The organism is Spiroplasma sp. hyd1 (assembly GCF_016082235.1).
Lineage (GTDB): Bacteria > Bacillota_I > Bacilli_A > Mycoplasmatales > Mycoplasmataceae > Spiroplasma > Spiroplasma poulsonii.
The window spans coordinates 62,632-76,579 of the sequence record NZ_JXYY01000001.1 but is presented as its reverse complement, the minus strand read 5'-3'; the positions used below and the strand labels follow the sequence as shown (position 1 = coordinate 76,579).

The 13,948-nt window shown below is 28.7% G+C and carries 16 protein-coding genes, 2 tRNA genes and 2 pseudogenes; 16 read left to right on the top strand and 4 right to left on the bottom strand.

Going from position 1 to position 13,948, the window contains the following annotated elements; translation table 4 throughout:
* Nucleotides 1-48 precede the first annotated feature (48 nt).
* Nucleotides 49-1,653: pseudogene (locus tag TS70_RS00445) on the bottom strand (spiroplasma phage ORF1-like family protein); the annotation flags it as partial.
* Nucleotides 1,654-1,748: 95 nt separating this feature from the next.
* Here TS70_RS00445 and TS70_RS00440 point away from each other — a divergent pair.
* From TS70_RS00440 to TS70_RS08225, 8 genes are all read left to right on the top strand, one after another.
* Nucleotides 1,749-2,171: a hypothetical protein gene (locus tag TS70_RS00440; RefSeq protein WP_198049078.1), complete on the top strand. Its 423-nt coding sequence runs from the start codon at nt 1,749-1,751 to the stop codon at nt 2,169-2,171.
* A 147-nt stretch (nt 2,172-2,318) separates the two neighbouring features.
* Nucleotides 2,319-3,401, top strand: a complete 1,083-nt coding sequence (locus TS70_RS00435) for a hypothetical protein (RefSeq protein ID WP_198049077.1) — start codon at nt 2,319-2,321, stop codon at nt 3,399-3,401.
* A gap of 271 nt (nt 3,402-3,672) precedes the next feature.
* Nucleotides 3,673-3,749 (top strand) — tRNA-Ile (locus TS70_RS00430).
* Nucleotides 3,750-3,765: 16 nt separating this feature from the next.
* A tRNA-Ala gene (locus TS70_RS00425) sits at nt 3,766-3,841 on the top strand.
* A gap of 246 nt (nt 3,842-4,087) precedes the next feature.
* The gene (locus TS70_RS00420; RefSeq protein ID WP_040092909.1) at nt 4,088-5,017 is read left to right on the top strand and encodes a hypothetical protein; all 930 of its coding nucleotides are present in this window, start codon (nt 4,088-4,090) and stop codon (nt 5,015-5,017) included.
* 101 nt (nt 5,018-5,118) lie between these two features.
* Nucleotides 5,119-5,568, top strand: coding sequence for a 50S ribosomal protein L9 (gene rplI / locus TS70_RS00415; RefSeq protein WP_198049076.1), 450 nt, complete (start codon nt 5,119-5,121; stop codon nt 5,566-5,568).
* A gap of 3 nt (nt 5,569-5,571) precedes the next feature.
* Nucleotides 5,572-6,945, top strand: a complete 1,374-nt coding sequence (dnaB, locus tag TS70_RS00410; protein WP_198049075.1) for a replicative DNA helicase — start codon at nt 5,572-5,574, stop codon at nt 6,943-6,945.
* A gap of 67 nt (nt 6,946-7,012) precedes the next feature.
* Nucleotides 7,013-8,227, top strand: a complete 1,215-nt coding sequence (locus TS70_RS08225) for a lipoprotein (protein WP_198049074.1) — start codon at nt 7,013-7,015, stop codon at nt 8,225-8,227.
* Nucleotides 8,228-8,421: 194 nt separating this feature from the next.
* On the opposite strand, the gene TS70_RS00400 is transcribed toward TS70_RS08225, so the two are convergent.
* A protein-coding gene (locus TS70_RS00400) for an IS5 family transposase (protein WP_105628856.1) occupies nt 8,422-9,257 on the bottom strand; the annotation gives its coding sequence in 2 pieces (ribosomal slippage) (nt 8,422-8,861 and nt 8,861-9,257; 837 coding nt in all).
* Between the two features lie 102 nt (nt 9,258-9,359).
* Between TS70_RS00400 and TS70_RS08045 the strand changes: the two are divergent.
* A pseudogene (locus tag TS70_RS08045) lies at nt 9,360-9,575 on the top strand (23S rRNA (pseudouridine(1915)-N(3))-methyltransferase RlmH); the annotation flags it as partial.
* Nucleotides 9,576-9,636: 61 nt separating this feature from the next.
* Nucleotides 9,637-9,768, top strand: a complete 132-nt coding sequence (locus tag TS70_RS08220; RefSeq protein ID WP_308699423.1) for a 23S rRNA (pseudouridine(1915)-N(3))-methyltransferase RlmH — start codon at nt 9,637-9,639, stop codon at nt 9,766-9,768.
* A gap of 33 nt (nt 9,769-9,801) precedes the next feature.
* Here the strand turns inward: TS70_RS08220 and TS70_RS06905 are convergent, their stop codons facing one another.
* Nucleotides 9,802-10,050: a hypothetical protein gene (locus TS70_RS06905; protein WP_232332159.1), complete on the bottom strand. Its 249-nt coding sequence runs from the start codon at nt 10,048-10,050 to the stop codon at nt 9,802-9,804.
* Nucleotides 10,031-10,288 carry a hypothetical protein gene (locus TS70_RS06900; protein ID WP_232332158.1) on the bottom strand — a complete coding sequence of 86 codons (258 nt, stop codon included), beginning with the start codon at nt 10,286-10,288 and terminating at the stop codon, nt 10,031-10,033. The genes TS70_RS06905 and TS70_RS06900 overlap by 20 nt, the downstream gene beginning before the upstream one ends.
* Before the next feature lie 300 nt (nt 10,289-10,588).
* Between TS70_RS06900 and rpsJ the strand changes: the two genes are divergently transcribed.
* The 6 genes from rpsJ (at nt 10,589) to rpsS (ending at nt 13,923) form a co-directional block, all read left to right on the top strand.
* The gene (gene rpsJ / locus TS70_RS00385; RefSeq protein ID WP_040092918.1) at nt 10,589-10,897 is read left to right on the top strand and encodes a 30S ribosomal protein S10; all 309 of its coding nucleotides are present in this window, start codon (nt 10,589-10,591) and stop codon (nt 10,895-10,897) included.
* Nucleotides 10,898-10,961: 64 nt separating this feature from the next.
* Nucleotides 10,962-11,732 (top strand): 50S ribosomal protein L3, encoded by a 771-nt coding sequence (gene rplC / locus TS70_RS00380; RefSeq protein WP_040092920.1) that lies wholly within the window; start codon nt 10,962-10,964, stop codon nt 11,730-11,732.
* Between the two features lie 22 nt (nt 11,733-11,754).
* Entirely contained in the window at nt 11,755-12,381 is a 627-nt protein-coding gene (gene rplD, locus TS70_RS00375) for a 50S ribosomal protein L4 (RefSeq protein WP_040092922.1), read from the top strand.
* Nucleotides 12,381-12,668, top strand: coding sequence for a 50S ribosomal protein L23 (rplW, locus tag TS70_RS00370; RefSeq protein ID WP_040092924.1), 288 nt, complete (start codon nt 12,381-12,383; stop codon nt 12,666-12,668). Before rplD ends, rplW begins: the two co-directional genes overlap by 1 nt.
* Before the next feature lie 56 nt (nt 12,669-12,724).
* Entirely contained in the window at nt 12,725-13,561 is an 837-nt protein-coding gene (gene rplB / locus TS70_RS00365) for a 50S ribosomal protein L2 (RefSeq protein WP_198049073.1), read from the top strand.
* A gap of 86 nt (nt 13,562-13,647) precedes the next feature.
* On the top strand, nt 13,648-13,923 hold the full coding sequence (rpsS, locus tag TS70_RS00360) for a 30S ribosomal protein S19 (protein WP_040092927.1): 276 nt from the start codon (nt 13,648-13,650) through the stop codon (nt 13,921-13,923).
* Nucleotides 13,924-13,948: the final 25 nt, after the last annotated feature.

Below are 13,948 nucleotides of genomic sequence, written 5' to 3'. Positions count from 1 at the left end.
TCTTTTTTACAAATATTTGCAATTTTTTAACAAGTAATGCAAGAAGTCTATTGTTTGAAATATTTTACCAACACCACTTGCTAATTCATTGACTTGTTTTACACCAGGAATATTATTAACAACTCAAATTTCCGCATTTCGTATATGACATGCTAAATTATATCAATTACAACTTTCATATTGTGCTTGTCATCATTGTCCATCAGGAAATAATCCACCGTTATTTATTTCTTGTCAATTATAAATTCCAAAATTAAAATCATAATAACGATACAAATCATTTTCTTTTTAGGCTTGTAATTCAAAAACATTATAACCGATTTTTTGTTCTTCAATTTTTTTGTATTTTAAACCATATTTATCTTTTAAAGCATCTTCAAAAACATAACCCTCATTTTGATTAATATTATAATTATTTACAACTGAAAAATCATAATTAAACACATTACCATAATTTGTATTTTTGTATTATAAAACCGATTTTTAAATGCTGAGTATAACTTAATATCTAACTGATTATATTTATCAGAAAAATAAAAGTAACGGGGATAAATTTTAAAACCATTGTTAGCTAATAAACCATATTTTTTATGATATCCTTGCACATAAGTATTATTTTCTAAATCAAAAATGGTGCGTAAATAATCTTTATAAAAATTTTGAGAAACCGTAAACATACTATTTAATAACTTTTCAAACTGACTTTTATTAGTATTACTTTCATCAATTAAAACATCTCTAAAATTAACCAATTTTAAACCAAAAAAATTAATTAAAACAGTATCATACTGTAAATTGTCAATATATCCACTTTCAATAAAATTACTACGATTTTGAAACACCGGGACTAAAGCATACGCAAAAAAAGCTTTTAAAAANTTATTAATNTCAATTTGACCTTTCATCTGNTCAAATATACTTTTACCAGTATTAGGACTATTACCCGGGTAATAATTATTAAGTTTCAGCACTAAAATTAAAAACATCTTCTTTTTCTTTCATAAAAGAAAATAAAAACCCTAAATCATCAGTATATCGATAATTATTATAATTACTACCATTTCAATATTGTTTAAGATGTGTAAGCTCTAAACTACCAGCAATAATATTTTTCTTTTTATCAATTGTTAAAATCATTCGATAAATTGATTTTTTAGTTAAAATTGTACCAGTATCAGACTTATCTAAATTATTGATAATTTCAAAATCAAAAATTATTCTTTGACTGCCCAAATTCGGATCATCATAATCAGGGTTACCACTTTGCTGTACTCTAATATTTTCTTGCACAATNGCATTAATATANTTNANTAAAAAAGANCGAGTATTTTGATANTNATTATCAGTTCAAAAAATNNNATTACCANTATTNNNATNAATTTCNGGTAACTCAGGTTCATTAGTACTATTATNATAATGATAAAGAGATTTAATATATTCAAAATTAACATAATAATTTTGAAAAGATATATTACCACCAGGAGTTAAAACATCTCATTTCGAATTAAATTTAGCAATGAAATAAATATTTTTTGGTTTTCAAATTACTGTATATCATTTATCATTAAAATTTGATAATTCATTTTTTAATTTTTCTTTANAACTAACATCAACTAATTTTCAATTTTGAAACTTTAAATTAACTTGTTGTAAAATCAATCAAGGGTCATGATTTTGGTTATGATATTTCAGCACTAAAATCTGAAGGAGCAAAAGTATTTGCTGACTATATTAATTATGTTGATCACTTGCAATCATGCAATTTAGATAATGAGGTTTTTCAATTAATTTGAAGTAAATATCTTATAGAATATAGTGATGAGAATCCTTATCAACAAATGGATAGTATTTTAGAAGAAGAAATTTATACTCAATTGAAAAAACATTTAAATGGAGAAAGATTTGAAATTATTCCGCAAGTAAAACAATCTGGTTTTCGGATTGATTTAGGAATTAAAGATAAAACAACAGGTAATTTTGTGTTAGCAATTGAGTGTGATGGTCATACATATCATTCTAAGCCAATGGACCGAGCTCGAGATATTTGGCGACAATCAATTTTAGAAAGTAATGGTTGAAAATTTGAACGAATTTCATTGTTGCAGTGATGAAAAGGAAACCAAAATAAAGTGATTGAGCGAGTTTTAAAGAAAATAGAAACTTTAAGTTAGAGTTTAAAGGAATAATTATTTTTTATTTTTTAAAGAAATAACCTATTAATTAAAAAATAGATATAATATTATATATTATTTCCTTTTTTTATGCTATAATGTATATAGTAAAGTATGGGTAGAAGATAGGGTAAATGAGGTGTAGTAATGAATAATGGCTTTTATATCTTACCAAATGAAGAAGGATATTTAGTGAAGTCACATGATACCAATAGTGAAATAGCGTTATTTAGAAGTCGCCGTGATGCTGAAGTGTTTATTAGTACACTAACGTTGTCACCATTAATTTCACCTGCAAATAATTATTCAGCAGTATCAGCAATCCCACAATATTCGACACCACCACAACAACAAGTTATTACTCCGTATCCTGCGGCTAGTGGTGCTTCGCCACAAGTCTTTTTTATTCAACAACCAGCGCCAGCGCCATATCCGTATTATCCAATGATGCCGCCAATGCCACCAATGGGAATGAACCCAGGAATGTATCACGGCATATATCCTAACCATTGATCGCAAAATGGCTGTGGTGGTGGATGCACTTGTGGCCATGGGGGTTATTATGAACATTCAGAAGAAGATTACCATCGAAAAGATTCTACAGAAAAAAAGCATCAGGGCAGTAAAAGGGATGATGATTTAAGAAAGAATGCTGATGAAGATAATGATCGCCAACAAAGCGGTCGTGGTTTTAATGCTGAAAATGTGGCTGTTTCAAATGTTACTGATATTAAATCAGAACCTCTACAAACAGCCCAAGTTGAACCAATAGCACCTGTTACTGTACAAGAACAATATAATAGTACACAACCAATTGGTACAAATGAATTGCCTTTAGAACAACAAGGAGCAGAGAGTGACCCATTAGGATCACAAGGATTTGGACAACAAGGAACATCTGGTGAGCAACAACAAAATCAAGCGGGAGCAGGAATGCCAGATTACTACGAACAAGCTTTTGTTGCAAACCCAGTTTATGTTAACCAAGATGTATCACAACCGCAAGCGACAACGAAACCAACTGATTTAAATGATGATGATTTCTTTAGTTTTATTAATGATAATGATTTTAATCATAATTCAGAAATGTCAAAGAAAGAAACAAAACGTTTAACAAAAGAAGAATTAAAAGCGGCAAAATTGCAAGCAAAGTTAGAAAAACAAAGTCGTAAAAAATCAAATCGTGAAAATGTTAACGATATTGAAGACTTAAATCCGATTGTAAAATAAAAAGTAATTTAAATATTTTTGCAATGTTTCTTTTAACTAAGAAAATATTAATAAAAACCTTTCTAGGTTTTTATTAATATCTAAAGTTAGGAGAAACATTTTTATATGGTTAAAAATTATATTAATTATTATTTAATTTAATTGTTTTTTACTGATAGTTACTATAAATAATTAGATTAGGGTTCTAAAAATTATTTTCTTATTTTTTTAAAATATTTTGGGTTTATAGTTGTTTTTTAAATAAAATTAATGTTATAATGATTTAGGTTTTCGGGCTATAGCTCAGTTGGTTAGAGCGCACCCCTGATAAGGGTGAGGTCGATGGTTCAAGTCCATTTAGCCCGACCATTTTTTATCTAATTTTGGGCCCGTAGCTCAGCTGGGAGAGCACCTGCCTTGCACGCAGGGGGTCGACGGTTCGATCCCGTTCGGGTCCACCATTTCAAATATATTTAATTTAAACAGTAAACAATAAACAAAACATATCAAATTCCCATTGGTATGTTTTTTTAATTGTTTAGAAAAGATAATTGGTTAAGAAAATAGAATGCAATAAAAAAGCGATGATTATTAAAATTATTTTATTTATCATCAAATATAAATCCAAAGTTATTGCTTTAATTAATCTTGTTTTTTTGGTATAATATATATAATGTAGAAATAAAAAATATAATCAGGGGTGAAGTATGTCAATTTTTGATAAAAATGAAAATGAAAGATATGCGTATTTTTTAACAAATTTTAAAGAAATTTTATCTGATTGGTCAGTGATGGTCAATGACCAATTTATTAAAACATCGTTAGATAATTCGTCAACTAAATTATTTGGAATGAATGTTGATAAAGCAATTATTTTTTTTAATATTAATTTAGAAGTAAATAATACTTTACAAGAATTAGGAATTATAAAAGAAAGTTATAGTATTGATTTGATTAATGACTTGGAATTAGATTTAAATAAAAAATCAGTTCAAAAAAAAGATCAAAAAAATTATGATGTAATTTATAATCAAATTGATACCTTTTTTGTTGAAGATTCAGAACTATTAAAGTTTTGTGAGTATAGTTTAAATGTTGTTAATTTATCAACAGAAACAGATGGACCAACTATTAATGCTTTAAATAATTATAAGTCAATTGCTTTTAATAGTTTCCCAACTAAAATTTATGAATTGTTAGATTGATTTGGCATTGATGTTGTTGAGACAATTAGTAACAGTTGCAAGGTTAAACGTTTTGGTGTAAAAGAAAATCATTTTGGTAGTAACAGAAAGTTAAGACGAAAACCGGGGTTTACATCAAAGCGCTCATTTGATAATGATAATGATGATGAAGAAAAAATTAATAAGGAATCAATCTTTACGGAGTATTTTGCTAATAATGGTGATATTAATGCTAAGTTAACAGTATTAAATAAATTATTGCCGTTGTTAGAAGAAAAACGCACAGACATCAAAGAATTTAATCCTAAGTTAGAATATGATATTTTTAGTTTCTTACAACATACAAAATATCGTAATTCATTAACATACCAAGAAGATCCTGATGCAGAAAAACGTTTAGACAAGGTTTTTAAGAAAGCTGTCTTATGTTTGTACTTATTAGATATTGGTTAAAAACGAATAGTATCATTCGTTTTTTATTATCCTTCTTAAAATGATAAAAGAAGTATTTTTTTAAGATAGTTTTCCTATATAATTGATAATAGGTGATTATGATGAAAGTTATTTTAATTAAAGATGTTAAGGGCAAAGGCAAAATTAATGATGTGATTGAAGTTTCAGATGGTTATGCGAAAAATTATTTAATTAAAGAAGGAATTGGGATTCCAACAACCCCAGCTAATTTAGCAAAACTCAATGTTGTTCTATCCGAACAAGCAGCCCAAGCAGTAGCAAATAAAGCGACATTAGAAGAACTAAAGACAGCTTTAGAACAATTAACCTTAAATTTTAAATTAAAAGTTCATGATAATAAAACTTTTGGTTCAATTTCATTAACCCAAATTGAAGATCGTTTGGCAAAAGAATTTAATTTAAAAGTTGATAAAAAGAAATTTCTTGATAATAATAATTTAACAAGTTTTGGGTTGCACTATTTAAAAATTAAATTAGCCCCTAATTTAATTGCAACTTTGAAGGTGATGATTGATAAAAAGGAGAGTTAGGTAATGGATAACTTAAGTAAAAAAGAGTTAAATAAGATTAATGTTATTAATGATGCGGAAAAAAATGTTTTAGCAATTATTGCTCATTCAATTGCTGCTGCAGAAGAAGTGTTTTCAATTTTAACAGAAGAAGATTTTACCGTAATGAATTATAAAGTTATCTTTAAAGCCTTACAAGAACAGTTTTTGGCAAAAGTAGCCATTAACATTATGACATTAAGTAATTATATGTTAAAAAATAATATGTTAAATAAAATTGGGGGAATTGAATTTTTAACAGATTTATTTCAATCATATACAACTGATGCAAATTTAACAGAGTATTTAGATATTATTATTAAAAACACCACTTCACGCCGTTTAAAAGCGGTGCTTGAAAATATCCATCGTGAAATTGAAACTCATCAGCCAATTGATGAAGTTGTTAGCAAAGCCGAAAAAGAGATTTTGGATGTTAAAAAAGAACGAAAAGGAAATTTATTTAAAACATCATTTGATGAAGTTGACAAAGTTTTACAAAAAATTGAATTGTTAGAAAATTCTGGTGAAATGTTAACAGGTAGTCCAAGTGGTTTTCGTGATTTAGACCGAATGACATCAGGTTTTCAAAAAGGGGATTTTATTATTCTAGCAGCACGACCATCAATGGGGAAAACGGCATTAGCTCTAAATTTTGCTGTTAAATCTGCAGCACAATCAAAAAAAGCTGTTGCGATTTTTTCAGTTGAAATGCCCGCAGAACAATTGATTCAACGGATGATTGGGAGTTATTCAACAGTGGATTCAGCAAAAGTTCGTACTGGAAAAGGTTTACAAACTCGTGATTGAGAAAATATTACAAAGGCTGCGGACTTTTTAAAACAAACCAAGTTATTTATTGATGATACACCAGGATTAAAAGTTATTGAATTACAATCAAAACTTCGAAAACTGTGTCGTGAAAATGAAGTTGGATTAGTTGTTATTGATTATTTACAATTATTGAGTACGGGAACGCATTTTAGTGATTCTCGTCAACAAGAGGTTTCAACTATTTCGCGCCAATTAAAAGCTTTAGCGCGGGAATTAGAAGTACCAATTATTTGTTTATCTCAGCTATCACGGTCAGTTGAAAAACGAGAAGATAAACGTCCAATTATGTCAGACTTACGTGATTCAGGGGCAATTGAACAAGATGCTGATATTATTATGTTTTTATTTCGTGAAGACTATTATGCAACCCATGATCCAAATAACTTAGATGCTCCATTGGAAACTGAAAAAGCACAGTTAATTTTATCGAAGCATCGGAATGGTCCAACTGGTAGTGTCGAATTATTATTTGTAAAAAAACATGGTTCATTTGCTGATTATGGTTTGCAAAATGCTAAAATTTAGGTTAACATTTTAGTTAGTAGCAGAGATGCAATTATATTAAATAAACGCTTAGGAAAAGAGGTCTAAAATGCGTAAATTATTATCACTTTTTACAGCAACAACTTTAATTACAACATCAACAACGTCACTTGTTGCTTGTAATACAACACCGCAAGGAAATCCGGTGCCTGTTTTTGTATATAATGGGAATCAAAAATTTAGTTATGCGCCGACTGTAACTGGAAAATCAGTTAATGGAATCGATAACGCTGCTGAATCAGGGAAAGATGAAACGGGAGCTCCTTATGAATATAGTTTACAAGGGGGAAGAATGGGATTAATTAGTAATGTCGTTGTTCCATTTTTAACTGGAATAAATTTAACAAAAGACAATAGTAAGACAACTGGAAAAGGAGCAAATTGAACACCAGAACAAATTGCTGCCGGATTACAAGAACAAAAAGATAATATTATTGCAAATGCAAAAATTGATGGAACTGATCCTTTTGATAATGCAAAAAAAATTAATCAAAAAACCTTATGAGAAGAATTTTTTACTAATTATTCAACTAGTTATGATTCATATTATACCCAAGTTAGTTTAACGGCAAATGAAAACCCAACTGTTGTTGATCCTAATAATCAAAATTTAGTAACAATGAGTGGTAATGCAGAAAAAACATCAAATAAAGATTGAGTGAAAGAACATACGTGAGGTAGTAAAAAAGGACCTTATACACCACCATCATTAAAAACTTTATCGTCAGTTGCGACAATTTTAGATTGATTAAATGATCCAAATAACAATTATAATAAAGGATTTGACCAGATTAATGAGAACCGTGGTTATCAATCAGCTCGTTATTTTGCGATAACAATTCCAAATGTAACAATTCGGTTTGAATTCCAAGGCGAACATAAACGTTTTACTTTTTCAGCAACAATTGATAAATTAGTTGCTTACGCTAATTACTTGGTTTATAAAAATCCAAATAGTAGTACGGATAAACCAACATATGCTCATCAATGATTTTTTCTTAGTTATGGTTTTTATGATTTTAGTAAATTAACAAATGATGATTATCATGACTATAATTTTAAGATTCCAGTTCCTAATATCGATCCAAGTTTTAGTATTGCATTAGGATATGTTAAAAAAGGTGACAAAGATGGAATTTTAACAGCTGATGAAGATAAAAAAGTTGATAAAAATGGACAATTTCCATCGTTATCACCAGATTATGCTTTTCCTGATTTAAAATGAAAAATTAATGTTGATTCAATGACAGATCAATACAAGTAATGGATATTAAAATTTTAACAGTTGGTTCATTAGACTTCTTGCATTACTTGTTAAAAAATTGCAAATATTTGTAAAAAAGATACTAATAGAAAAATATAATTTTAATTAATTATGTTTTTTATTTAAAAATTTAATATTTTTCCACAACGAAAAATTAATTTATTATTTAAATTATTTAATTTTAAATAAATATTTTATGTTAAATATAATAATTGTAAATTATAAATTGAGGCAATTAAATTAAATCTTAAACCAAATCTTTTTCTTCGATTACGATATTTTTCTGTAATAATTTTAAATTTTTTAAGAATAGCAAAAATATTTTCAATAATAATTCTCATTTTTGAAACTAGTCTATTATATTGCTTTTGTTCTTTGTTTAAAGGGTTTTTCTTTGTTTTCTTTGTAGGTATTAGAACATTATTGTGATTTTTTTGTATTCCTTGATAACCACTATCAACTATTAATTTGGTATTTTTTAAAATTGGGATTTTTGATTCTTTAAATAAAGCATAATCATGTTTTTTTCCGAGCGAAAAACTTGTTGCAATAATTTTTTTGGTTTCTTGTTCGATAATTACTTGTGTTTTGATCGTGTGTTTTTTCTTTTTACCAGAATAAGATTGTTTTTGTCTTTTTTTGGGCGTTGGATTGGAGTTTCGGTAGCATCAATAATAATAGTTTTATCATTAAAATAATCATTTATTAGTGCTTTTTTACCAGCAAGTTGTTGAAAATCAGAGTTTTTAATTAAAATATCTTCAATTCACTTAATATTACGATAACAATTAGCCTCACTAATATCAAAACTTTTACCAAGATGAAAATAAGTCTGATATTCTCGTCAATATAATAAAGTCATCAATAATCTATTTTCTAATGATAATTTATTAGTTTTACCACCTTTTTTAAATTTTTCTATTTCAGCAACTTTTAAAATATCTAACATTTTATTAAAAGTGGATTTTTTTATTCCTGTTAATCTTAACCATTCTCTATCATTAAGAGTATTAAATTTATTATTGTTCATATTTTTATGTCCTCATAAATTATATTTTATAATAATATTTTAATAAAAAAGGGTATCGCAAGAAGTCTATTAGATAAAAGTTTCTTAATATCGGGTTGTGCTTTGTTTTTAGAGCGAATTAAACATTATGCTAAAATCGAAATCATTGAAATAAAAGAAATTGTCAATAAAAATGAACAAGTAGCAGTTAATGAACAAACAGTATTAGTAATAAAAAAAGCTTTAGATTATCCCGATTATTATAAAGTATTATTAGCTCTGGATGGTAAATCATTAACAAGTGAAAAAATTGCTGCTTTAATAGCAGATGTTAAGGATTTTAAAAAAGCAAAATTAATGTTTATTATTGGTGGTAGTCATGGTTTTAATTTAACAATCAATCCAAGGACAGGTTGCTTTTCAATTAAGCTTTGGAGCAATAACATTACCGCATCAATTATGTCGATTAATTTTACTAGAACAAATTTATCGGGGATTTAAAATTATTAATAATGAAGTTTATCACAAATAAATTAACAGTATAAAAGAGTTTTTTATACTTTTTTTATTTTTTTGATCTTTTTTTTGATTGAGCTGCTTGTGTCATCATTTCAATTTTTCGTTTTCGGGCTAATTCAGAAAGTCCAGTTGTGTTTTTTTCTAATAATAGTTGGCGATAATATGGATTATTTTTTTTCGCTAATTTAACAATTTTAACACGATCAGCAACAGTCATATTATTAACATCAATATAATTAGGGTCATTAGTTTTAAAAGCTTGTTTTCTTAACTGGTTATTCTTTTTTTTGGGCATTTAATAAAATTTTATACATTGGATTATTTTTATCAATTATTTTTTTCTTATCAAGTTTTGGTTTTTTCTTTGTTTTACGGTATACTTCATGGGCTCGTGATGTTTTACGTGCTAAATTATCAAGCTCAATTTTAACTACTTGTGCTTTAAACTCTTGGATTTTTTCATAACTTAAATCATGTTCAACAATTTTTGACTTTTTTCATATGATAGTTTTATCATTCTTTTTGTTTGCCATTTTTCTCCTCACCCTTTGTTACTTTTATACAATAATAATTATAACGAGATTAAAAAAATAATAAAAGATAAGATAATATTTTTCTGTTACTGACGATTATGAATGTGATAATAATTGCTAATTTTATCCCCTTTAAAATATTATTTTTTTTAAAAAAGTACTTGCATTATTGGATGTTATCCAATAAAATAAATTAGCATGTATATTTTGTGGAAACATCTTTTGTGGTCTATCTTTGATACACTGATAGGCGTTGTCAATGTTTACACAAAAAATATAAATAAATTAGGAGGAAAAGTAATGGCTCAAACTAAAATGAGAATAAAATTAAAGGGTTATGATCACCGTGTGGTTGATCAATCAATTCAAAAAATCATTGAAGCAGCCCAAGCCGCAGGAGTAAAAGTTAAAGGACCAATTCCTTTACCAACTGATCGTGAAATCATTACTATTTTACGTGCAACTCATAAATACAAAGATTCAAGAGAACAATTTGAAATGAGAACACATAAAAGAATTATTGATATCATTAATCCTGATGGTCCAAAAGTAATTGATACTCTAAAACGTGTTCAATTACCAAGTGGTGTTGAAATTGAAATGAAATAAATAACCGTTCTTAAATTTAATTTATCAGCAAGATATACATGACGTATTTTCAAGGAGGAAAGAAATGAAAGGAATCTTAGGACGCAAAATTGGTATGACACAAGTTTTTGCTACCGATGGTAGACTAATACCAGTTACAGTAGTTGAAGTACAACCTAATGTTGTTTTACAAGTGTTAAGTAAAGAAAAAAATGGTTATCAAGCGCTTCAATTAGCTGTCGAAGATAAAAGAATTAACTTGGTTTCAAAACCAGACCAAGGACAATTTAAAAAAGCGAATACAACACCTAAGCGCTTCGTTAAAGAAATCAGAAACATGGATGGCTATAATTCTGGCGATATTATTAAAGCTGATATCTTTACTGCTGGGGAATTCGTTGATGTAACCGGAACTTCAAAAGGGAAAGGATTTACAGGGTCAATTAAACGACACAACTATTCGCGTGGACCAATGGGTCATGGATCAGGATATCACCGTGGAGTTGGGTCAATGGGACCAATTGCTCCAAACCGCATTTTAAAATCAAAAAAAATGCCGGGGCATATGGGAGCTGAAAAAGTAACAATTCAAAATTTAGAAGTAGTTGCAATTGACACTGTAAAAAACGCCTTGTTAGTAAAAGGTTCAATTCCGGGACCAAACAAACAGTTTGTAGTTATTAAAGAAACAATTAAAGGTTTAAACCCAAAGACACCAACAGAACTAATTAAAAGAACTGTTGAATCAAAAACACCAGAACCCGAAATTAAAACAGAAAAACCAGTTGAGGTAGTTGCTGAAACACCAGTTGAAGCAGCACCAGCAACCGATGCACCAGCATCAGTTGAAGAATAGTTTTGTAGAAAGGAATTTTAAAATGAAATTACAAGTACTTGATGCGAAGGGAAGTAGCATTAAAGAAATTAGTGTAAATAAGACAATTTGAGGGATTGAACCACACCAACAAGCAATGTTTGATGCTGTTGTTGCGCAACAATCGGCAATGCGTCAAGGTACACACAAAACTAAAACAAGAACTGAAGTATCTGGTGGGGGAAGAAAACCTTGAAGACAAAAAGGTACTGGTCGTGCTCGCCAGGGTTCAATTAGAGCACCACAATGAAAAGGAGGAGGCATCGTATTTGGTCCAACTCCAGAAAAAAATTACTTAAAACATGTTAATAAAAAAGTAAGAAGATTAGCAATTAAATCAGCATTATCATTAAAAACACAAGACAAAAATTTAGTGATAATTGATCAATTTGGAATTGAACAACCTTCAACAAAGGCAATGGTTGGGGTTTTAAATAATTTAAAAGTTAATAATGAAAAATTATTAATCATTACAACCGATGGTGATGAAGTTAACTTTAAATCATCACGTAATATTGAAAAAGTAAATATAATTACATCTGCTGGAATTAATATTTATGATTTACTAAATGCTGAGAAACTATTAATAACAGAACAAGCGGTTAAAGCAATTGAGGAGGTGTACGCATAATGCATATTACAAATGTCATTAAAAAACCAATTTTATCAGAAAAAACATATCGTAATATGGCTGATGGGGTTTACACTTTTGAAGTGGCACGTACTGCTAATAAAGTTCAAATTAAAAAAGCTTTTGAAAAAATCTTTGAAGTAAAGGTTGATAAAGTTAATGTTATTAATTATGACCCAAAAGAAAAGAAAATGGGAAAATTTGTTGGAGAAACAACGTATACAAAACGTGCAATCATTAAATTAAAACCAGGAGAAAAATTAGATTTATTAGGAGAAGATAAATAATTCCAGGATACAACTATCTGGGACTGTTTATTGGCGAAATAGGAGGATAAATAAAAATGCCAATTAAGAGTTTTAAACCAGTTACACCGAGTCGTCGTAGTATGACAACATTAGATTATTCCGTTCTAACAACTGATCGTCCGGAAAAATCATTAATTGAAACTCGGAAAAGACATGCTGGTCGTAATAACCAAGGGGTTATTACCACAAGACATAAAGGTGTCGGTCATAAAGTTAAATATCGAATTATTGACTTTAAGCGAAATAAGGATGATGTTGTTGGTAAAATTGCCACAATTGAATATGATCCAAATCGTAATGCCTTTATTTCTTTAGTTAATTATGTTGATGGTGAAAAAAGATATATTTTAGCACCAAAAACAATTAAAGTTGGAATGCAAATTATTAGTGGGGAAAAAAATGATATTAAAGTTGGAAACTGTATGAAATTAAAAAACATTTCAGAAGGGACAGTACTTCATAATTTAGAATTACGTCCTGGTAAAGGTGGACAATTAGCGCGTTCAGCGGGTTCATCAGTTCAATTACTAGGGAAAGATGAAGATGGTAAATATGTTACAATTCGACTAACTTCTGGTGAAGTTCGTAAGGTTCTAGCTGAATGTCGTGCAACTATCGGAGAAGTTGGAAATGAAGATTATGGCTTAGTAAATTGAGGAAAAGCAGGACGTAACCGTTGACGCGGAATTCGGCCAACTGTTCGTGGGTCAGTTATGAACCCAAATGATCACCCGCATGGTGGGGGAGAAGGAAAAGCTCCTGTTGGGCGTAAAGCACCAATGACACCATGAGGTAAAAAAGCATTAGGAGTAAAAACTCGTAATAAGAAAAAAGCTTCAACTAAACTAATTGTTAGAAGACGCACTAAATAATCTTACTAATTAGCAGTCAAATATGACGAATAGTAGTTGAAAGTAAAGATTGAAATTAGAGAGATTATTTAAAAGGAGGTACAACAATGTCACGAAGTCTAAAAAAAGGACCATTTGTTGATAAACATTTACAAAAAAAAGTTGAAGCATTAAATGCAATAAATAAAAAAGAAGTTGTTAAGACTTGATCAAGAAGAAGCGTTATTTTCCCTGAATTTATTGGTCATACCTTTGCTGTACATAACGGAAAAGAACATATTCCGGTTTATGTTACTGAAGATATGGTTGGTCATAAATTAGGAGAATTCTCACCAACGAGAAAATTTGGTGGCCATGGCGATGATAAGAAAAAGAAAAAATAATTAAATTCAGAAAGTGAGTATTATA